The sequence below is a fragment of the Geodermatophilus poikilotrophus genome (assembly GCF_900111455.1).
GTDB lineage: Bacteria > Actinomycetota > Actinomycetes > Mycobacteriales > Geodermatophilaceae > Geodermatophilus > Geodermatophilus poikilotrophus.
The window spans coordinates 294,915-317,035 of record NZ_FOIE01000004.1 but is presented as its reverse complement, the minus strand read 5'-3'; the positions used below and the strand labels follow the sequence as shown (position 1 = coordinate 317,035).

The window sequence follows — 22,121 nt, the reverse complement described above, 5'->3', positions numbered from 1 at the left end:
AGCCGTCGCATGACGATGTACGGCGCGCTGTCCAACTACGAGGTCACGCATCTCCTCCATCACCTTCCTCAAACCGGGGACACTAAGCTCCTCGGGCGCATCCTGACCGACCTCTCCTTCTTCGCCGAGACGCTGCGGCGCAACGCCCTGCGGGCCGCCCTGGCAGACGCCACGAAAAGCGCCGACACGGTCGCCGACCCGGCGACCGCTCAGGCCCTGCTTCGCTTCCTGCGATCCGAGTCGGACCTGCTGTCGATCTATCCCGAGCTGCTTTGGCAACAGGCCGCCAACCGGCCGTCCGGATCGGTGGTCGAGCGGCTTGCCGGCCGGCCTCACGGTCCGTGGCTGCAGTGGCTGAATAAACCTCGTGCCGAGAACGCTCGGGCCTTGGTGATCCGGCCGCCACAGGACGGCGGAGAGCGGCTGCCATGGATACGGGACTGTGCCTGGCTCGGTAGCGACCGGGTGATGGCGGTGTCCGACCGCGGGCGCACGACGGTGTGGGATGTGGTGACCGGGCAACTGGCCGGGGAGTTGCCCGCCCGTACGCCCCCGGAGGAACGGATCGCCCGGTCACCCGACGGCACCCGCGTGGTCGAACTCGGCAGGGTGCCGGAGATCCGCGACGCGGCAACCGGCGCGGTCCTGGGCCAGCTCGGGGTCGCCTCGATGGTGAGGGAAGGTGTGGTAAGCCGATGGGTGGTCGAGGTCGGACACCGCCAAGCTGTGCGAGCGGCCGCGTGGTCCCCGAACGGACGCTGGATCGCCACCGGCTCGGGCAGCCACTACATCGGCCTACGCGACGACGACTTCTCGGTGCGGATCTGGGACGCCGACGACCAGCACCAGATGCACGTCCTGGAGGCACACGGCGACGCCATCACCGCCCTGGCGTTCTCACCGGACAGCACGCTACTTGCCTCCTGCTCGGGCAGCGTCAACGTGCACGGCCCGGACAACACGATCCGCATCTGGGAGGTGGCCTCCGGCGAACTGCGCAGCACGCTGCGCGGGCACGTGAGCGAGGTGGTTCACTGCGCCTGGTCGCCCGACGGCAACGCCCTCGCCTCCTGCGGCAAGGACGGCGCGCTCATCGTGTGGCGCACACCCGGCCAGGAGGAGCTGCCCGACGGGACTCTGAGTGCGGTGTCGCCGGACGGTCGCTTTGCCGCCCTGCTCGACGACACCACCGTCACCGTCGTCGACGTGGCGACCTCGGCTCGGGTCCATGAATTGTCCGGGCACAGCGACCGCGTCACCTGCGCGGCCTTCTCCCCGGACGGGAGCAGGTTGGCGACCGGGGCGGCAGACCGCACCGTACGGCTCTGGCATGCCTCCGGTGCATCGCTGGGCGAACTGGGCCGCCACGAGGATCACGGCGAATCGCACAACTACGTCGGGCAACGTCAGGTGTGGGGCGCGGTCACCGGCGTGGCCTGGTCACCCGACGGCACCCTGCTGGCCTCGAGCGGCAGCGATCGACTGGTGCTGGTGTGGGATCCGGTGTCCGGGCAGCAGGTACGGCGCCTGCAAGGACACATTGGGCCGGTGGGCGCCTGCGCCTGGTATGGAAACGATCACCTCCTCTCGGCCGGTAGCTCCTACGAGCACATCCAGGACCACTCGATCCGGCTGTGGAGCGTCCCGCTGGGCGCGGAACTCGGCTTCGTGCAACCGGACGACCCGATCGCTGCCCCACTGGGCCCGGCGCTGACGGCGTCGCACGATCATCCGATCCCGCTGGGGTCACCGGACGGCGCCCGTACCGCCTTGCCGATCGGCAGGTCCCTCGCGGAGCGCACCATTCGGATCACCCGGGCACAGGTCACGCAGGAGATCACGGTCGAGGGCAACGCCGGATCGGCCGTACTGGCCTGGCTGCCCGACGGCCGCCACTTGGCTGCGGCCACCAACATGATCACCGTGATCGACACGGATGCGATGCGATGCGTTCTGATGATCCCCGCGCCCGCCGCAGTGACCAGTCTGACCGCCACTCGCGACGGTCGGTTGATCACCGTCGATGCCACCCGACGCTGGTCGGTGTTCGCTGTTAAAGGCCTACCAGACGCCGTCGTCCCGCCGACCTCCGCCGTCGCTCAACCGGCCCTGCCCGCCGACCAGCCACTCGATCCGACGAGCGCTACGGCCTGGCTGCGCATCGTCCTGGGCCTGGCCATCAACGACCTGCCATGGGCGCTGCAGGAATCGGCCGCCGCGCGGGTGGTCGCACTAGACACCGGCTCGGGGCCGACGTTCGGCGCCCGGCTTGACGACCCGTACGAGGAGGACGCGGGCAGGCTGAACGCGGCAATATGGGAACACATGGCGCTGCTCACCGCCTCCGACCCGCAGACCTCGGCACGCTGCCGGCGCACCGCCCGCACCCGTCCTGATCGCCTGCCACGCCGACGGTGATCCACGGGACAGGTCGACAGCGTCATGGAGGCCAACCGCGATCCTCGATCACTTGGCGAGGTTTGCGTCGAGCTGCTGCTTGGCGCGACCCTCTTGGCGAACTCGATACCGAACCTCTGCGCGCTCCGAATCGTCAACGCTGACGGTCGCGGTGCGGTCACCGGTAGCCGGAACGGCGCAACGGCTGGATTCGGGCAGGCCTCGTCGGTCAAAGGGATTGGCGGTGACGCCGGAGATAACACCAGGTCCGCCAACGACCGCGCCCCCGAGGCTCCTCATCGTCGGTCATACGTCGCTCTGCGTACGCTCAGCAGCCCTGGCCCATCGTTCCCGTGACGGATCAGCCCGTGAACCTTACGCGCCTCACCGACTACGAGCTGCGACACCTGGTCACCCACCTGGTCACGCTCGGGCGGCAACCGCTCGCCGCCACCGTCCTCACGCGCCTCGACGTGCTCGTCGATCATGTGGTGCGGATCGGGATCGACCCGCTGCTGGCCGACTTCGCCGCCGTCGACGGAGTCGACGGCCGACTGTCGCGGACGGCCGACGCCCTGCGCGACGCCGCTCATGTCCTCCGCGACGATCCTGGACAACTGCCCGCCCAGCTCGTGGCCCGTCTCCACGCCGCCGAAGTGCATCCCGATCTGGCCGACCAGCTGTCAGCGTTCGACGCCTTGGCGTGGCTTTGTCCGCTGGAGGCCGGCGCACTGGCTGCACCTCCGGCGCTGGTGCAGACGATCGCCACTCGGGGACTGTTCGTCGACGCAGTGGGGCTTAGCCCGGACGGTCGCGTGCTTTCGGGCGACCGCGCCGGGACTGTCACCGCTTGGGATGCGGCATCAGGAGTCGTCGTCGGCTCGGCCCTGACCCTTCCGGCATCGATCACCGGTGTCGGCTCGCTCGGCGACGGCACCGCGGTCGCGAGTGCGGACGACGGCACCGTCATACGGTGGGACGAACGCCGCGGTCTCATCCTGGGACGCACCAGAGTTCCGCCGGCGTCCGCGTTCCTGCAGCCGACCGGTCACGACACGGCCTTCGTCGGTCACGTCGACGGCCGCGTCACTGCCCTCAACGCAATCACGCTCTCTATCCGGTGGGTGGCTGCGGTGTCCGACGACGCGATCCACGCCCTCGCCCTCGCGCCCGACGGATCCCTGCTCTGCGGCTCCCGGTCCGGAGCGGTGCGGATCGTCGACGCCGCGAACGGCGTCCGGCGCCAGGAACTCGTCCCGATACCAACGCGACTCCACGCCGTGGCAGCCCTGCCCGACGGAACAGTCGTCGCCGGCGGCAAGGACGGGATGCTGTACCTCTTCCCCGAGGAACACGGCCGTGGTGCGAAGCCGCTGCGCGGGCATCACAACCAGATCCGGGCCATCGCGGTGACGGGGCGCCCGCACGAGGTCGTCACCGCGTCCTATGACGGGACCGTGCTCGTGTGGGATCTCCGCGATCGTGTTCCGAGACTGCTCGGTCGTCACCCCAACTGGGTGCTCGCGCTGGCCACCGCGCCATGGAGCAGTACCTGCGCCGCGGGCTCGGCCGACGGGACCATCCGGCTCTGGCGGACCGACCGGGCAGCGGGCGAGCCGAAGCCGACCGCGCGCGGGGTACGCGCCGTCGCGGCAGCGGGCGACGGTGCACGGGTCGCTGCAGTGGGTCCGGACCGCACGCTACGCCTATTCGACCCCGTAGCCGGACGGACGTCGGCCCGACGACGTCTGCCCGGACGGGACCTCGTCCAGGTCGCGATCACGCCGGACGGCCGCGCAGTGATCGCCACCTCGTACGACGGGTCTGTCTGGCGACTTTCCACCAACGATGCCGCTTCGCCGCTCCGCCTTGGCCGACATACCCGCGGCGCCGATACGCTCGCTCTCACCCCGGACGGCCGGTTCGCCGTCACCGCCGGCCGCGACGCCACACTGCGGATCTGGGGTCTCGAAGGCGGGGACGGGACGGCCGTAATCGAGGACGAGGAGCCGTTCGTCAAGGTCGCCGTCTCCGGGGACGGCACACTTCTCGCCGCGGCCGACTGGAGCGACCGGATCTCGCTGTACGCCCGGCGCAGCGGGCGGCTGCTGCGCCGGCTCGGTGAGCACCGACAGACGGTGTCCGCGTTAACCTTTACTCCGCGAGGGCAGCGAATTCTCTCCGGTTCGTGGGACGGCGCGGTGACCCTGTGGGAGCCGGCCGGGACGAAGTGGTCGATCGAGCACGACAAGTGGGTCACCCACGTTAGCGTCCTGCCGACCGGGCGGACGGCGGTCGCCGGATATGCCGACGGAACGTTGCGCCTGCTCGAGCTGCGCCGCGGCCGGGTCGTTGCCGAGCTCCTCGGACACACGGGTTTCGTCACCGCCATCGCTGTCACGGGCGGTGATCTGATCGCCTCGGCGGCGAGCGACCGCACCATTCGCATGTGGTCGGTTCTGCGGCGGCAGCAGCTCTGCGCCTTCGCGGTAGCCGACGGTGTTGAATGCCTAACCTTCGCCCTCGACGGCCGCACGATCGTGGCCGGCGACCGGGTCGGCCATCTCGCCGCCTACCGTCTTGTGGCACGCCGGTGACCGCCGGCGGCGACGGGGCGTCGGCCGCTTGACGCCGACTCCGGCCACGCCTTGAGATTTCCGGTTGAGCACCTCACGGGCGCCGGGCGCCCGGACGACATCTACCGGATGCTCGCGTGGGGGACGTCCGACGGCCTCAACGCATGACTGGAGGCCAAGAATCACCCATGCGGTGATCTGTCCGCCTTCGGCCTCCGACTCCGCCGCTTGACTGGAAATCCGCTGTTCGTGTCGAAGTCGACGCCGTAACACGACCCGGCGCTGGGTCCGGTGCTCAGGACCGTGTCCGTCCGGCGTCGAGGCGCAGCGCTGCCGTCCCCTGGTTCATCTGAACGAGCCCGTAGTGTTCCCCCGACGCATGGCCGCGCCCAACGTCACGGTGAACGTTCGCTTCAAGGCCACGACGCTCTCCCGGCTCCACTGAAGCCTTCAAGATCTGAGCCATCAGACACCCCCGAGGCCTCGCCCAAATCGTGCACGCGGAGCGCGACCGGGTGATCTACAGCATCGTCCGCCTGCGCGAGGCGTTGTCCTGCACCCGGCCCTTCGACGTCCCCGGCGGCCTGGCCGACTCGCGGGTCCCCAACTTCCCGGCTCTTCGATGTTGGCCGGGCGGATGATCCGCGTGCCTGAACGGGGGCGGCCCGTGACTCCTTGATCTCTGTCGTGCCTTGAGCATCGAGAGAAGAGCCACGGGCCTGCATACATCAACCACGAGGGCAGACGCCGTTCACTCATCTGGAGCGACCCACCGGGGGTGGCCGCGCCGGGTCAGGGCCACCACCGCACCACGTCGAGGATCGCGGCCGCCAGGGCGGCGGCGAACCCCTCGCCGCCCAGTGTCGCCAGCACCGGCGCGGTCGCGGCCAGGTCGCCGAGCACTTCCGCGCGGCGACGGTCGGGGCTCCGCGTGCGGACCGCCTCCCACACCGGCTCGGCCAGCGCCGTGGCGTGGCGGGCCAGTGCCGGCGCGCAGGCGGCCAGCGCGGGATGGCGGTGGCTGGGGTCGCCGATCGACTGTGCGACCGCCGCCAGGCCGAGTGCCACGTCGCCGTCGAGCGTGGCGGGGTCCGCGTCGACGCACCGAGTGACGGCGAACTCGCGGTCGTGGTCGGCGGCCACGGCCCGGGCCGCGTCGAGCATGATGTGCCGAGCCGGGCCGCGCCGGTCGGGTGGAAGGTAGGGGTCGACCGTACTGAGCACCCAGCCCCGCATTGAGAGATCCAGGTCGCCGACGTCGCGCCACAGACCGTCGAGGACGGCCCGGCGCTCGGAATCCGGCAGAACCGTGGCGAGCCGGGCGACAGCCAGGAAGCGCTTCAGCGGGTTGCCGATGGTGGCCGCCGCCGCGACGCCGTCGCGGTGCAGGTCGGGCGGGACGACCGCGAGCAGGGTCGACAGGATCTCGTCGCGGTTCCAGTCCGCGGGCAGGGCGGTCGTGGCCTCAAAGGCCCGTTGGTACCACGAGGTGAGGTCCGGCTCGCTGAGGCCCGGCACGAGAGCGACCATCGCCTCCGCCCTCCAGGCCGGCGGGGCGGTCGCCGCGGCCCGCGTCAGCGCCCGCCGGCGCACGTCCCCGGCCAGTCGCGGGGCGAGGTCACGCAGGCCGCGGCGGGCGTCCTCCCGGGCGTCCTCCGGCGCGTCGATCAGCACCTCGACCGCCGGCCCGAGGAGCCGCGCCGGCAGCCGGGCGGCGAGCGCCGCCGTCACCCCGACCAGATGCGCCTCGTCACCAGATGCCGCCGCGTCGCGGTAGGTGCGCTCGAGCACCGCGTCGCTCATCCCCACCGCCAGGTGTTGCACGACGAACATCGCCGACCGCGGGTCGGGCAGCGCCAGCGCGCGCGCGACCGCCTCGCGCATCAACGGATCAGGCAGGCGCGGGGCGAGAGCCTCGAGCGCCGACGGCTGCCTGATGTCGCCGTGGATGTCCCACAGGTGGCGGCTCGTCTCGGCGAGCGTGTCGTCGCTCAGCGGCAGCCCGGACCGGGCGTGGGCATAGGCCCGCCAGCCGCGGTCGGGCAACGACCCGATCTCCGCGGCGATTTTCGCCCGTGTCGCCTCGTCGACGTGCGGCGCCAGGTCGGCCAGGGCTGTCGCGCGCAGCGACGCGTCCCGGATCCGGACGACCTCGGCCAGCACGTCGACGGCCGACACCCGCTGACCGTCCTTCACCAACGACGGCAGCAGGTACGCGCGGGCGTGCTCATCCTCACCGGCGCCGACCAACCGCAGGACGTCGTTGTCGAGCGAGCTGGCGCTGTCAGGCGGAAGCAGCGCGCTCAGCGCGGTCAGCGCAACGGCCTGCGGGTACACGTCGCCGACGTACTCGGCCGCGGTGATCAGGCGGGCGAGCCCGATGACGGGGCACCGGTCGGCCAGCGCCGCCAGGACGGCCGCCCGTTCACCCCACGACGGTGACAGGGTCGTGGCGAACTGCCCGGGTCCGGCTATGTGGTCGGGCATCCAGCGGCTGCGGTCGGCATCGGTGGGAAGGCGACGCGTGGTCGCGGCCAACGCCTCGCAGACGTCGCCCGGTGCCGCGGCCGCCACGGTCACCAACACCCGGCGCCGCGTCCCCTCGTCCTCGTCAGGATTCGCCGAACCGGCGACCGTCCCGGCGTCGGCGACCGCCATCGTCCACAATGGACGGTTCAGGGACTCGGGTAGCCAGCGGGCAAGCCGCCCCAGCGTGATGGCACGTCGGCCGGGGTCGGTGATGGTCAGCGCGTATCGGATCACGTCCTCGACCAGCGCGGCGGGAGGCGACACGTTCGCGGCGACGGCGTGCGGCAGCAGCGCGGTCAATGCGGCGACGCGCTCGTCGGGATCCTCGAAGCTCGCGGTCGATCCCAACAGGTCCACGACGACTGGTGCGGGCAGCACGGGTGTGAGCATCGCGGCACGGAGGATGTCGACGCTGGCCGGCGAAGGACCGGCCGATGCCTGGTCGGCGAAGGAGTCGACGAAGTCCCGACCCCGCGTCCCGCGCGGAAGGTGTGGCCAGAGCGCCGTCTGCACCCTGTACCTCAGCAGGTCCGTGTTGAAGTGGTGCGCGGCGGCCTCGGCCTCCACCGTCAACTCGGGCGGCAGGAACGGCGCCAGCGCCTCCAGTTCCTCGGCGCGACGGTTCTCGTCGGTGATCGCGTACGCCGCGGCCAGCGCGGCACGGAGCAGATCGTCGCGCTCGTCGGCGGCCGCGAGCGGGACGACCGCGCGGAGCCCACGGGCCGACGCGGCCGGCGCCCGCAATCGCCGCGCCGCCCCGATCAGCAGGGCCCCATACGGCGCAGGGACGTACGGGGCCACCTCGTCGAGCACCGCGGCGGCGAAGTCCTCGTCGTCGGCTCCCTCGACGATGATGCGGGTCAGGTCGGTAAACACCTGCTCCCGCATCGGTTCATGGATGCGGGCGGCCAGGATCGCTCGGGTCCGAAGGCCGACCAGCGACGTTGCCGCCCCGGCGGCGGTGACGAACGCCCGGTTGCGCTCGTCCGTCGACAGGTGCGCCTCGATCCCGGCGACAGCGGCGACGACCTCGGGATCGTCGGGGCGCTCCTCGGCGAGCGCGAGCAGCGCCGCCACCTGCTCCCGCTGAGCGTCGCCGCTTAGGTGCGGCACCAGCGACGACAGCGTCCAGGACCGCGTCACCGGATCCTCGATCGCATGCACAACCGGCAGTGCACACTGCAGCAGCGACGGGCTGATCGGAGCGGCCAGACGTGCCAACACCCTGATGCGCCAGCCGTCCACACCGCACCACAGGGCGTCGAGCAGTTCGCGGCCGTCCAGTGACGCGGCCACCGGCCGAGAGGCGAACGCCCGCGCTTGTTCGTCGATATCCGGCGTCTGGGCCAGCACCGCTGCCACGAACGGGTCGGGCATCCGGTCGATGAGCGCGGCCAGCACCGGCGCGACCGTGTCCGGGGAGGCGATGCCTTCGGCCAGCGCCCAGGCCTCCGGCACCTCGTCGGGCGACAGCGCCGGCGCGAGCGCAATGAGGTCGGTCGCCCGCCAGTGCTCGTCAGTGACCGCGCCCACGAGGTCGAGCGTTTCCGCCAGCAGAGCCGCCCGCCGGTCGTCGTCGAGCGCCCGGAGCACGGCCGCGGCCGCACGGGTCCGGTGGAGGTGGTGCGCTACCGCCCGCACGGTGGCGACCGCCTCCTCGGCGAGCGCGTCGAAGCCCGGCACGCCGGCTCGTAGCACCGCGGCGAGCGCCTCCGCGCGGGACGGGGCCTCCGGCACTCGCCGCGCGTACGCCAGTGCCTGTGCGGACGGCCAGACTCCGCCGTCGACTGCGGCCGACAGCAACCCAGGCGCGATGTTGTCGGCGGAACTGTTGACCGTCGCCGTGACGAGCGTGTACCGGTGGAACGTGACTAGAGCGGTTGCCGGCGCCCCGGCCGCGAGTTGGCGGTGGATTTCCCGCTCGGCCACGGCACTGGCGAGCCGGATGTCGTCGAGGTACGCGGCCAACTCTCCGGTGGACTCCCGCGCCACATACCAGGCGTTGACCGGCGTGCCGTCGGGCGTCTGGTCGCTGAGCCACAGCAAGCGGTGCAGCTCCTCGACCAGGCCGGAGCCGACGAGGTGCGACACGAGGTGGTTCCGCTCGTACCCGTTGAGCGCCACCAGGCTGGTGCCGGCATGAGCCACCGAGCCAGTATCGGGGCATGCCGCAGCTACATGGGGCCCTTGCCGCGTGAGCACCTGCTGCCATCCGGATGACCTGGACGGCTTGCCGCGCGTACGCCAGCGGACCGGAGCGACCTGGTGGAAGTCGACAGGTGGGAACGCGAAGGCAGCTACACCCCGAACATCGATTTGACACGCAACGAGGTGTCCACCTGACGGGGTCACTCCAACACCTCGAACCACGCGTTGGTGGGGGTCCCGCCCGCTTCGGTGGCGAGCACGCGAGGCAGAAACCCGGTCCGCTGGGTCGAGATGAGGTGACCGCACGGTCTCCAGCCTCGGAGTGGGTGCGCCACGCGAGCGGATTGCGCACTCGGATCCGGGTCCGGGAGTCCACGGAGCGTTCCACCGTCACGGCCACCACTTCGTGGAGTCACGTACCGCGACGACCAGACCAGCCGCGACCGAAGGGGAAAACGACGACGCGAGCCCCTCGATCGTGCCGAGCAGGATCCCCCGGCTGAGTAGCTTCCGTCGCGCATAAGAGGACGAGAAGGCCAGGTCCTCAAGGTCGGCATCCAGCGCTGCCTGTTGAATGCCCATCCGCGCTGGCGCCGGTAGCGAAGCGAACTGCCGGGCGACGGGGAGCAGGTGCTCGGCACTTCCGCCGAGCGACTGCACCGCTTCCCGCAGCAGTGGAGCCGCGTCGTCGTCGGAGAGCTGGGTGGCAATTGCGGCGAGGGCGCGACCACGGCTGCGCGGCATCTCGATCCTGAACGCGACCTGCGTCGCCTCGTGCGCGAGCGCCCCGGCCAGTCGCGGAGCCAGCGCCTCCATGGCCCTAGCGTCGAACTCACCCCCGATGCCGACCAGACGCTGATCGATGAAGGCCAAGGCTCCGGGCACGAGATCGGCCGGCAGGTGTGCGGCGAGCGCGCACAATGACCGGACAGCGTGATCGGTGTGCGTGAGCGCCCGGGGAAGATCGCCGAAGACCCGTCGTACGAGTTCCTCGGGCAGGATCGGCGCGAAGCCGGCGAGTTCGAGGCTGAGCTCCCACGGCTCCGGCCGTGCTCGTCGGTACCCGGGGCTCCGGTAGTGCTCGACGGCGTCGAGCGCTTCCGCCAGGAGCAGGTCCCGCTCCTCCGGCAGGGCGTACGGAACGACACGTTGCAGGGCGTGCACCCGAGTGTCCGGCTCCGAGGCGCGAAGCGCCTCGAACCGCTCCAGCACCAGCCGGCGGCGTTCGGGGACGGGCAACCGCTGGGTACACGCGGCCACGGCGAACGCCGCCGCGTACTCATTGGGCGAACGCCGAGCCATGGTCGCCACGCGCCGGGCCAGATCCGGGGTGATGTCCGAGCCGAGCCCGATCACCACTTCGGCGGCCTCGAGCCCGCTGGTGATTTGTGTACACGCGGCGACGGCGTCCCGCTGAATGCGCGGGCGAAGGGCGGCGGGACCACATCGGGCGAGCGCGACCAAGGCCCTCGCCCGGTAGGCGTGTTCATTGACCGTCGACACTCGTCGGAGTGCCTCGGCGTGCCGGTGGTGGGGCAGATAGGGCGCTACGCCCTCGGCGACCACGGCGGCCGCCCATTCGTAGCGTGAGGCCGGGTCAAACAAGTGGACAAGCTCGTCGAACGGCAGGTCTGGCATGGCCGGCGCGAGGGCGGCAATCAGCCAGGGGTGCACGAGGTCGTACTGGTGCATGTTGCGAGTGATCTCGACAACCGTCATCGCCGCCGCATCCCTCGCGTCCCCGTCCATGGTGCGGGCGAGTGCGGCGAGAGTTCTGGCTTGCGCCTTTGCGTCGTCGATCCGGGTGAGGAGGTCAGCCGCGTCTGACAACGCGCCCGGGGGGAGCACCTCCGCCGCGCGTTGCGCAGTCTTGGGATCCCACAGGTCCCGCCCGGTGGAGACCGCCTCGGCGGTCAGTGCGTGTTCGCCGCGGCGGTAGCCCGCGATGGCGAGTATCAGTGGCAGTTCGTCTTCGCCGTGCTCGCGCGCCGCGTCAACCACTGCGTCGAGCAGGTCGACGACGACGACTTCGGCTAGCGAACGCAGGCAGCCGGGAAGCCGGCTCCGGGCGTCCGCCCGCATCGAGGTGAGGGTCAGCACCGCATCCAAAACTTGTTGCTGAAGCTCTGTGCTCGCGGCCGGCGCCGCGACGAGCTTCGTAAGCTTCTGCAGAGCGAACGCTCTGGGCTCACCGCCACGGTGCAGCGCCGCGTCGAGCGCGCGACGCAGGATCGCCCCGCGCTCCGGTACGGGAATCAGCGGGGCCAGAGTGAGCAACGGCGTCGTCCGCCAGCCCGGCATGGACATGTGGTCGAGGTCGGCGAGCGCGTCTGCGATCACCCTGTCCCGCTTGTCGCCGGTCAGCCGGCCGGCCAACGCGGCGAGCGGCTCCGCCCGCCGACCCGCGTCCAGGCACTCCGCGATCGCCACCGCCTCGGCGACCACCCCCGGTCGCAAGGTCCGGGCCATCCCTGCCAACCGCTCGCCGGGCCGGAGCGGAGGATTGTCGCGGGTCGCCTCGCGCAGCTCTGCACGCTGCACATCGGTGACCCGCTTCTCGGCGGCGGGGCCGAGATCGTCGTGGTATGCGGCAAGGCACATGAGTGGGGCCGGATCAGCCGCGCCGGTCGCGGCCGCGATCGCCTCGGCCAGCAGGTCATCCGTCAGGTACGCGGCCATGCGTTCGATCGCCTTGGGTCGCTCCGCTTCCTGATGTTTCAACGTCACCCAGGCCTCCCGGAGGAGGTCACCCAACTCGTCCATCACGACGCTTCGCGCGATGTTCAGACGTTCGAGCGTCGCCAGTGATGAGACGAACGCCGACGCATCGCCCGCGGAGATCAGCGCCAGCAACTCCTTCAGAAGCCCGGGCCTCCCCCCGCCATCTGCGTACGGGACGAGGGCGGCGATGGCCTCTGGGGTCGCCGCCTGGCGGGCGTCGGCGAGCGCGCGTGCGAACGTCCAGATGCCCTCCCGTACCAGGGCGGCCCGAAGCGCCGACGGCATACTGTCCGCGAGGCCGCGGATCGACGCGGCAACGAGCGCATAGCGGCCGCTCCGAACGAGGCCGACCTCGGTTCCGTCGGGCCGGACGGACGCGACGACAAGCTGTATATCCGCGGCGAACCCACCCACGTCCCCCTGCCGCATCCGCGCCTCGTGCCAGGCGTTCTTGTCCTTCACCTCAAGACGCAACAGGCCGTCCACCTCGTCACGTCGGCCGGCCTGGAGCAGGTGAAAGATCAGGTTCCGCAGGTCGTAGCCGTGCAATCCACCCAACGGGTCGTGGACGTCGTGCATGGCGTGACCTCCCGCGAGGGTGAAGCGTCATGCTGTCCAGGTCCAGACCTGAACTACAACCAGTGGCGGCCCTTGATCGGCATGACCGCAACGGCGCAGCGAACGGGGCTTGATCACCGCGATGTGGCCGGCGGCCACCAGCGCCTCGCCGATGCCGTAGGCCGAATCGCCGGGGGCTCCACCGGTCCGTCCGCCATGGGATCGTCGGCTAGCAACCCGATTCCGATGCTGGCGTCGCTGTTGGCCGGCCCGCGGCGGCGGTGAGCCGGGTTCGGTGATCAGCCAGGTGTCCGGTTCGCCAACCACGTGCGCGCTGAACCCGTCATCGCCGCGCCGACGGTTCTGTGCGCGCGCCGCGCCTCGGAATCGAACCCCGTGCTGACCCGGTCGGGGTGACCGTGCGGGCTATCTTCCACCGGCCGTCGCTGCCGGCGGCCGGCTCCACATCCTGCCCGGCGACCAGGGCCAGCAGCGCCACCACCTCGGCCGCCGGCGGCCCCAGCTGCTGCTCGAGCAGGTGCCCAAGCACCCGAAAGGCGTCGCCGACCAGCGCGGCCACCACCGCCGCGCGGGCGGCCGGGTCGTCCCAGGCGATCGCCGGCTTGCCCGGATCGTCGTAGTCGTGCCCGCTGCAGTGCGCCGCGATCGCCTCGGCGGCGCCGGAGTATGCCGGCGGGGAAGCTTCGACAGATTCGGGGAGGAAGGCGCTAATGCGCTCATCCAATCACTGGAATCATGCACGTTCGGGCCGCACCCCACACCCATCACGGTCGATGCCCCTGCCTTTGCGCGCCGCGGTGTTGTCCTGTGCAGGACCAATGGGCGGGGCACCAGATGTCGACGAGCAGGGGGTGCTGCGGCCTGCCATGTCGTCGGATCAACGTGAACGAAGCGCGTAGGTCAGGGCCACCAGAGGCGGACGTCCAGAACGGCGTCGGCGACGGCCCGGACCGCCGCGGAGCCACCGAGCCGCGCGACGAACCGACACGGCCATTCCAGGTTGTTAAGCAGGACGCCGCGGGACCGCGCGCCGAGTCCCGGCACCGCGTCCGACCACACCGCGTGCAGCTGCTTGGCGGGGGCCGTCGCGACGAACTCGGCGACCTGACTGCTCATGCTGCTGGATCCCTGGCCGTTGATCGCGGTGCGTGCCGCCGCCTGCAGCACGACCACTCGCTGATCCGGAGGCAGCTGGTCGACGACAGGCAACAGGTCCGTGTTCGGACCGAGCTCGATAAGCGCTGCTAGAGCCGTCGCACGGTCCGCCGACGACAGCGGCCTGTGCAGCAGCGGGATCAGGGCGCGGGCTCGCCAGAGCGGCGTCTGAATGGCCACGGCCGCCGCCACCGCCTCGGACGGAGGGAGGTGCTGCACGAGAGAGCTGAGCGCGCGATCACGGAAAAACCCGTCAGCGATCTTTGTCGCAACCGTGATCACGGCATCCAGCCGGGCCCTGTCGAGGTGACCCGCGAGCCCGGTCAAGAAGTCGATGTCGTGGCCGCCCGCCCGGTCCACCGGGAACGACGAGACCTGCGCGAACAGGAAGTCGACGATCCGCCTCCGCAGGTCGTCGTCGCGCGTGAACTGGATGCCCGCGAAGTGTGCAGACGCCCAGTCTCGCAACGTCCGGAGCCCAGCGGCGACGCCGAAGTATCCGGTCTCAAGGCTGACGACGTCCGGTGCGTTCCTCGCGAATTCGCTCAATGCCGACGATCGCTCGTACATGTCCCGGATCCCGCCGATGATCTCCAGGGTCAGCGGCCACTGGTCCGGGCCGAGATGTGCGTAGACCGCGCGCAGGGCAGTTCCAGGGTGGTACTCGTCCCGGATGTACTGCAGGGGGCGGAGCAGCGGGGCGAGTCGCTCGATCATGGGGCGTTGCTCGTCCTGGATGGCCTTGATCCGGCCGAGCACATCGGCGGCGGCGGCCACTCGCTCGCCCTCCGGCAGGAAGCCCACCAGTGACGCGATGCCGTCCGCCTTGGCCGCGGGTGTCCAGTCGCTCGCCCGCACCGCCGCCACCAGCGCATGTGCTGCGTCCGGGTCCCGCCTGCCCGAGGTGAACACCGCCACCGCGGCACGGAGGCGCTCCTGGAGGTCGTCCAGGGTGAGCGCGATCGCCACGGCGTGGCGCAGGAGTGCGTCCCGCCGGCCTGGGTCGGGGTGGGCCGCGGCGCGGCTTCGCAGCGCGGTGACGTGCACGGCAATGTCACCGACTGCGGCAACGGCGGCGAGACGAGCGTCGTCAGTGGCCTGCTCGGCCAGCGCGCGCAGCGCGGACGACCGGCGGTCGCCGTGCGTCATCCGGCCTGCGGCCGTCACGGCCGAGGCGAACTCCCCCAGCGAGAGCTGTCCCGCCATCGTCGTCCAGTAGCTCGACGAGATTGCATCGGACTGGGCCGGCATCAGGTCGAGCAGTCGCTGCACAAGCGAGGTCCGGGCCTCCGGCTCGAGCTGTGCGGCCAGTTTCAGCAGCGCACTGATGACCGCTTTGTCATCGTCGATGCGCTGCACGCGGCCGAGCAGGTGCAGCAGGGCGGAGGGAGCCAGCCGTGGCGCCAGTGCACTGACCACGCGGCCCCACTCCGGGCCATCGCCCAGCCGGTCCGTGTCCGTGACCAGCTCGGCCGCCGCCTCGTCGGGGAGCAGGGGCAGCAGCAGCCGGAACAGGTACGACCGTGCGCTGCCGTCGTCCACAAGCCGGCACGCCGCGAGCGTCTCGGCGAGCAACGCACTCTGCTGCGGCTCGGGTACCGCCGGAGCCAGCGCCAGCAGCATCCTGGCCCGGGTGGGAGGGTACGACTCGGCGCGCCCCCGCTGCACCGCGTCATCGAGCAGCTCTCGACGCGACGCCGGGTCGAGGTGGGTGGCGACCGCGACGTCCAGCTCGGCCCGGACGTCGGCCTGCCAGATCGGGTCGGCGGCCTGGCGAGCCTCGGCCAGCAGCGCAGGTTGCCGGTCGGCGCACGCCGCCAGTAGCAGCCCGCGCAGCACCGGTTCGGCCTCGGCGCGGGCCGCCTCGACGACGGAGCGGAACAGCGGCTCGCCGAACCGGGTGATAAGCGGGCAGAAGCTACGCACCCCGAAGGTCCACGGGTCGGGCCGGCCGCCGGTCAGGGATTCGCCCGGCCGGACCGGCCCAGTGAGGGTGAGCGGCAGCACGGTCAGCTGGAATTCGACCTCAGGCCACAGCTCGTCGGGGACGGCCTGCAGGAAGGTGGCCGTGTTCTCGTCGATCTCGACCTGGCCGATGTCGCGCAGCACGGCCAGGCCCTCGCGCACCACGTCGGCCCGCAGCGGTGACGGGGCCCGGAACGCGATTTGACCCAGGGCGCGCAGCCGCCAGTCCGGTCGCGCTCGAATCGCCCGGGCAGCGTTCAGCGCGGCGTGCAGGCATCTGAGCCGCTGCTGGTCGGTGGTGTGCTCGGCGAGCCTGGCGAACGCCTCGGCGCGCAGCGGGGCGAAAGGTTGCTGGTCGGCGTAGCGCATGGCCTGCGTGATCGGCCAGTGCCCGACACGGACGAGGGCAGCCAGCAGGGTCGGCGGGAGCACACGCGAGATGCTGTTGATGGAGGACACCACGAGCGCGTAACGCAGCTCGTCGGCCATGGCGGTGGCGGGCATGTTCCGTTGCAGGGCGGTGGTCGTCGCGGTCGCGGCGACGTCGCGCGCGATGGCCACGTCGTCGAGGTAGCCGCCGATGCCCTCGCGCCCCTCCTTCTCGGCGTACCAGCCGTTCGCGCCGTCGGCAGTGCTCATCCGGAGGAGGCGGTGCAGGGCCCGGTCGTCGCCGACCGCGCGTAGGTGCTCGACGAGGTGAGCGAGCTCGTAGTCGTCGAGGGCGGCGAACGGGTTTGTGGTCGTCATCGGGCTACAGGACCCCGGGGATCTTGGCCGACGCCGTCCGGGCGACCTGCTCGTGGCAATGGCGCAGGCTCTCCTGCGCGTCGAGGAACTCCGCGGAGCTCCGGTGAGAGATGCGGTAGCGATGGTTGCGCTCGTCCAACAACTCGCGCCATTCCCTGACGACGGCCAGGACCGCCTCGAGATTCAGCCAGGTCCAGGTCGCGAGCTGGTCGCCCGACACCGGCTCGCGGCTGATGGCGAGGAAACACGCAGCAGGTCGCTGGACGGTCGCAAAGTGCTCCGAGTCGGCGTTTCTCATGTCGCGCCGGTGGCACTGGTAGTAGCTGGTCAGCCAGCGGGGAGGCGTGTCGATCTTCCCCGGGGTCCGGCGCCAGCCGTCCCCGCGCGATGTCGGGGAAGACGTGCACCAGGTACAGGATGTTGCCCTCGGACAGCTCAACGATGTTGTCCACGAACGACTCCCGGTCCACCCGCCACTCCGCAAGACGCGACGTCATGGCGTCGGCGTTCCGGTCGACGAAGTCGCCGACGTAGCGGGCGACGTCCGCCCGGTTGGCCGGGCCGTCCTCGCGGATCCAGGTCGGCTCCTGGTCGTCAACGTCGAGCCAGTAGTCGGCCTGCTCCCGGGTGATGAGGACGAAGAACACGCCGGGCGGCAGTGCCTGCGGGAGATAGAGGCGGTTGGCGGCGGCGTTCGCCAGGAGGGATCACCGTTCGTCGAAGTTCTCGTCACCGTCACGCGGTCGCCCACGACCGCACCTTTGCCTCCGGTGATCGTCACGTTGTACTTACCGACCCGCGCGCCCTCGGGGTTGACGCGCTCGAACGGCTCACGGGCCACGCGCAAGAGTTCTTGGTCGGCCTCAGCGTCCGTGGCCGCGAGGCGCTCCTTCAACGCGGTCGTGTCGGCCTCCGGCGCCCACTCGACCTCCTCGAGCACGGCCTCACCCGCCGGACCACCCGTCAACCGCCGCCGCGGGAGCGCCTTGGGCGCCTTGTAGCCGTCCTTGATCGCACCACCCGCCGTCTCCTGGAGTGCGGCCGTCGCACCGGCAGTCAACACGGCCACGATTAACGAGACCGGTTCCATGGGTCCTTGTAGCCAGCGCGGGCAGCGTCGTCAAGGCCGGCTTCGCGCCTCGACACTGTTGACAGTAGATCTCACTGCAGCCGAACAGCGATCGATCCGCGGCGGTATCTCGGCGCCCGTCCCGGAGCTCTACCCTGCGGAGAGCAGAACCGAGAAGCGGTGACGGACATGGAACTCATCGTGATCCTGCTGGTCCTCATCATGTTTGTGGGCGCCGTCGCGGCCATCGCCGGACTCAAGACGTCCCCGCCGGCTTCGCGCTCGCAGCCGCCGCTGTCTGTTCCGAGCGCCTCCGACGAGGCGCGTCGCGAGGAGTCGGCGCGCCATGCGGAAGAGTCCCGACGAGCGGATGAAGCCCGTCGGGCGGAGGAGGCCCGCCGCGCCCGACGCGAAGCCGAGGCCGTATACGCCGAGGTCGTGGCCCTGGAGGCCGCGGCCCACGCACTGCCCGGCGGGTCGCCCGCAGCGCCAGTGCTCACCGCCGGCCTGCGGCTGCTGACCCAGGACGAGGCCACCCGGCGGGCGGAGGTGTGCCTCGACGACCCGATCCCCGAGGTCGCCCGGGACGGTGCGGCGCCGGGTGGCGACGTGGAGCCGGTGAAGTCCTTCGTCGAGACCCTTCAGCGACGATCCGTGGCGGTGGCCGGCATCGAGCAGCTGGCACTTCGCGGCTTCGCCGTTGCCGCGGGCTCGACCACCGACGATGTGGCGAGCCTGGCGGTGATGGCCGCGCTGCCGGCCTCGCTGGACGCGGTGCAGGACGCCGTGCTAGCCCGACTAGGCGATCCCGCGTTCGCGGTCGACGTCGCCGGCGCGCTCGACGCGACGGTCGAGCACGCGCTGGGCAACATCGTCCCCGGCATCGGTGCTGCGGGGCTCCCCCACCTCGGGCTGCTCGGGGAGGTCGGGAAGGCGCTGACGACGACCGGGCTGCGCGGCATGCCCGTCGCCGTCGCCAAGTGGGGCGGGAAGGAGATCCTGCACGGGCTGAAGGAGCTCGGCGAGCAGGTGGGCCACTCCGAGCAGGTCGCCGAGCAACTGGGCCTGCTCGTCCAGCACGGTAGCGCCGTCGCCGAGGCGATCCCTGACCTGCCGGGCCTCGACGGTCCGCTCGGCCCCCTTCCGGTCATCACCGTCGCCCTCTCCGGGATGAGAGAGGTGCGGCTGCTCAACAAGAAGAAGACCACGGCCGCCAGCGCGGCGCGCAATTTCTCGCTGGACGTTGGCGGCGTCGGAGGCGGCGGAGCGATTGGCGCCGCCACCGGTGCCGTCATCGGCAGCGCCGTGCCCGTCGTCGGCACCGCCGTCGGAGCCCTCATCGGTGGCATCGGAGGCGCCATGGGCGGACGGAAGGCCAGCAATGCCGTGAAGACGGGGCCGTTGCGGCGGGCCGAAGCCGCCCTCGCGCAAGTTCAGGACGCCCACCCGGGGCGGATGCGCGACGCCGCGGACCGACTGGTGGGCGCGGTCACGGTGGACGCAGCGACCGCCCGGAACGCAGGCACCGTTGCGCCGGCGCCACGGCTCGCCGGGCACCGGCGGGCGCTCGACGGGGCCACCGCCGAGTTCCGTGCGGCCACCGACGCTCACGTCCGCGAGATAGACGCCATCCTCGCCCGGGCACAGCGCGCGGTCTCCGCCGGGCTCATCGCGGCACCGTCGTCGACCCGCACCGTGGCAGCCCTGGCCGCCACCCGCGCCGCCCTTGCGCGAACGGCGGGTGCCGCACCGCTGCCTGCTTTGTGCGCCCTCGCCCACGCCGCCCCGCCGGTCTGCCCCCAGGGACGGCTCGGAGCGGAGTACCGTGCCGCCGCGTCCCGGACCACCGAGCACCTCGACCGGATCGGCGCGGCCCACGCGGCCGCCGTCCGCGGGTGGAGCACCCAGGCGATCTCCCGATTCACCACGACGTTCGAGCGCCTGGCCACTGCGGTCCAGAAGGATGTGGCCGTCTATCGGGACGAGGCGACGACGGCGCTTACCGAGCTCGACGCGGCGACCGCGACGGTGCGCACCGAGGCCGGCAAGCTCGGGATTACTACCGGAGCCGTGTAGTCGATGGGCATTCACGGACTCCTTAAGAACACTGCACAATGCTCGGATCAAGGATGAAGACGGGTCCTTCGGAGTTGGGTCGGATGGGTCGAGCTGACGGTCGGGCCGGTGCCGGCGGCCCGATGTGATCGTGGTCCAGGGCGACACCACGACCGCCATGTGCGCGGCGCTATCTGCATTCTATGCACGCGTGCCGGTTGCTTATGTGGAGGCGGGCCTGCGGTCTGGTCGGCCCGACGACCCGTTCCCCGAGGAGCTGAACCGGCGTATCATTTCCCAGATCGCATTCTGGCACTTTTCACCGACTCCGGTCGCGGCGGCCAATCTGCACACCGAGGGAATTCCCGCGACCCGTATCGAGGTGACCGGCAATACAGTAGTCGACAGCCTGCACTGGATCCTGAATCAGCGACGGGGAACGGATCGGTTCCGCTCCACCGTCGAAAAGTGCTCGTCACCCTCCACCGCCGCGAGAACCAGGGCGACCCGATGCGCTGCCTAGCGAGGGCTGCAGCCCAACTTGCCCAGCGAGGGGATATCGAGATCATCCTGCCGGTACATCAGAATCCAGCAGTTGCTGAGGCGTTGGTTCCTGAGCTCTGCAGAGTGGACGGTGTCCAGCTCACCGGGCCGCTGGACTACGCCGATTTTGTTGCCACCCTGTCTGCTTCGGATCTGGTCCTGACCGATTCCGGCGGCGTGCAGGAGGAGGCCGCGGTGCTGGAAAAGCCGGTGTTGGCGCTTCGCCGCACGACGGAGCGACCAGTAGCGATCGAGCGTGGTGCCGCCGAGCTGGTCGGTACCGACGCTCGTCAGGTCTACGACCGTGGCCGTGGACCTGCTCACCGGACGAAAGTATCCACTCTCAAGCGCGCCGCCCGATTTGTTCGGCCGAGGAGATGCCGCGGTGCGAATCGTCAGGCGGCTCACTCATGAGCTCGAATCTGGGTACAGTAGGCGCGCATCGACGCCGGCAACGCGCCGGGTCTGGCCCCCGACGAACGGCCCGGCTGGTCGCCGGAGCGGAAGAACCGCGAGCTGCGCCGGGCCAACGAGATCCTCCGGAGCGCGTCGGCCTTCTTTACGTCGCGGAGCTCGACGAGGCGCTGCGCGCGCTGGTGGCGCGCTATCGGTCGGCCGAAGTCGAGGCGAGCTACACGGCCTACGCCGAACACCCCCTCAACGAACCGGACGAGTGGGGTGCCTTGGCGTCGCTCAGTGAAGCCGCCGGACGGTCGCGACTACGCCGCCCGCGCGCGGTGAGGTCTCGGCAGATCTGCGGAGACCTCGCCGTCGCGGTCGACTGCACAGACTGACGCTGTCTCGGTAGAGGAACCCCCGGAGATATCGCTGGACAGTGCCATCCAGTCAGCCACCGTCCCGCATGACCGGTCCGATGAGCCGTCCCGGACGGAGAGGACAAGAGGAACTCGGTCCTCCGGGCCGGAGTGGCAGCAATGGCGCCGCGAACTGCAGTACTCGACTGGCCGCTGGCCGCTGGCCGCTGGCCGCTGGCCGGCGACAGCGAGAGGCCGCTCCTCCGGCCGGCCATTCGGCGCTGAGGCATACGAAAGGCACGGCAGCCACCTGACTTGCCGTTGACCAGCGAGTATGGCGCTCGGAGTCCCAAGCCTTCCAAGCTGGCCATGCCGGTTCGATCCCGGTCACCCGCTCCACGCATAACCGCAGGTCGATAGGCTTGTCAGCCCTTCTCGAGTAGGTCTGGAGAGCCCTCCAATGGGCCGGTTCCAGGCCCCTGGAGACCTCTCTTTTCCGCCCCATCAGTCATGGATCGGTCACGCCGGACAGGCCCATACGGCCAGGTCGCAGCCTCGTTCGCCCGCCTCGGGGCCTGCCCGTGACCACAACTGGTCACGCGGTGAGCTCGAGCCCGTGCCGAGCGGCGATCCGCCAGGCGATCTCCTCTACCGGACCGTGAGGCGCTCGGCTGTGGAACGGCTGTCGATGACGATGGCGAGGACTTCCACGCGGCCCGCCAGGCCCCGCTGCGAGTGTCCAGGCCCTCACGCCGACCGAGTCCTGGCCGTCGACCACGCTGGGCACTCCACGGTGTCGGCGTCAACCAGGTGATTGCCTACAGCTCGTAGCGCCGCCAGCTGCCGTCCGCGTCGCGGAAGAACCGCACCTGCCGGTAGCGG

Annotated in this window: 11 protein-coding genes and 1 pseudogene; 7 read left to right on the top strand and 5 right to left on the bottom strand. The window is 70.8% G+C overall.

Annotated elements, in window-relative coordinates; translation table 11 throughout:
- Positions 1–9: 9 nt before the first annotated feature.
- The 3 genes from BMW27_RS11400 to BMW27_RS24330 all read left to right on the top strand — a co-directional run bounded on the left by BMW27_RS11400 (position 10) and on the right by BMW27_RS24330 (position 5,614).
- Complete coding sequence (locus BMW27_RS11400) at positions 10–2,418, top strand: WD40 repeat domain-containing protein (RefSeq protein ID WP_091443902.1); 2,409 nt, start codon at positions 10–12, stop codon at positions 2,416–2,418.
- 347 nt (positions 2,419–2,765) lie between these two features.
- Positions 2,766–4,994, top strand: coding sequence for a WD40 repeat domain-containing protein (locus BMW27_RS11395; RefSeq protein WP_139206884.1), 2,229 nt, complete (start codon positions 2,766–2,768; stop codon positions 4,992–4,994).
- Between the two features lie 494 nt (positions 4,995–5,488).
- On the top strand, positions 5,489–5,614 hold the full coding sequence (locus tag BMW27_RS24330) for a hypothetical protein (RefSeq protein WP_281244751.1): 126 nt from the start codon (positions 5,489–5,491) through the stop codon (positions 5,612–5,614).
- Between the two features lie 151 nt (positions 5,615–5,765).
- Here the strand turns inward: BMW27_RS24330 and BMW27_RS11390 are convergent, their stop codons facing one another.
- From BMW27_RS11390 to BMW27_RS11370, 5 genes and pseudogenes are all read right to left on the bottom strand, one after another.
- The gene (locus BMW27_RS11390; protein ID WP_139206883.1) at positions 5,766–9,854 is read right to left on the bottom strand and encodes a hypothetical protein; all 4,089 of its coding nucleotides are present in this window, start codon (positions 9,852–9,854) and stop codon (positions 5,766–5,768) included.
- Positions 9,855–10,040: 186 nt separating this feature from the next.
- A complete protein-coding gene (locus tag BMW27_RS11385) occupies positions 10,041–12,950 on the bottom strand; it encodes a hypothetical protein (protein WP_091443894.1) in 2,910 nt (969 codons plus the stop codon).
- A 93-nt stretch (positions 12,951–13,043) separates the two neighbouring features.
- Positions 13,044–13,614, bottom strand: a pseudogene (locus tag BMW27_RS11380) (IS5/IS1182 family transposase); the annotation flags it as partial.
- 236 nt (positions 13,615–13,850) lie between these two features.
- Entirely contained in the window at positions 13,851–16,817 is a 2,967-nt protein-coding gene (locus BMW27_RS11375; protein ID WP_091443890.1) for a hypothetical protein, read from the bottom strand.
- 4 nt (positions 16,818–16,821) lie between these two features.
- Positions 16,822–17,115: a hypothetical protein gene (locus BMW27_RS11370; protein ID WP_091443887.1), complete on the bottom strand. Its 294-nt coding sequence runs from the start codon at positions 17,113–17,115 to the stop codon at positions 16,822–16,824.
- 960 nt (positions 17,116–18,075) lie between these two features.
- Between BMW27_RS11370 and BMW27_RS11365 the strand changes: the two genes are divergently transcribed.
- The 4 genes from BMW27_RS11365 (at position 18,076) to BMW27_RS24325 (ending at position 21,278) form a co-directional block, all read left to right on the top strand.
- The gene (locus tag BMW27_RS11365; protein ID WP_139206881.1) at positions 18,076–19,962 is read left to right on the top strand and encodes a hypothetical protein; all 1,887 of its coding nucleotides are present in this window, start codon (positions 18,076–18,078) and stop codon (positions 19,960–19,962) included.
- A 124-nt stretch (positions 19,963–20,086) separates the two neighbouring features.
- Positions 20,087–20,464, top strand: coding sequence for a UDP-N-acetylglucosamine 2-epimerase (locus BMW27_RS24595; protein WP_425431661.1), 378 nt, complete (start codon positions 20,087–20,089; stop codon positions 20,462–20,464).
- Positions 20,410–20,898 carry a UDP-N-acetylglucosamine 2-epimerase gene (locus BMW27_RS24490; RefSeq protein WP_217638124.1) on the top strand — a complete coding sequence of 163 codons (489 nt, stop codon included), beginning with the start codon at positions 20,410–20,412 and terminating at the stop codon, positions 20,896–20,898. Before BMW27_RS24595 ends, BMW27_RS24490 begins: the two co-directional genes overlap by 55 nt.
- Positions 20,895–21,278 (top strand): hypothetical protein, encoded by a 384-nt coding sequence (locus BMW27_RS24325; RefSeq protein WP_281244749.1) that lies wholly within the window; start codon positions 20,895–20,897, stop codon positions 21,276–21,278. The genes BMW27_RS24490 and BMW27_RS24325 overlap by 4 nt, the downstream gene beginning before the upstream one ends.
- The last annotated feature ends 843 nt before the right edge of the window (positions 21,279–22,121 follow it).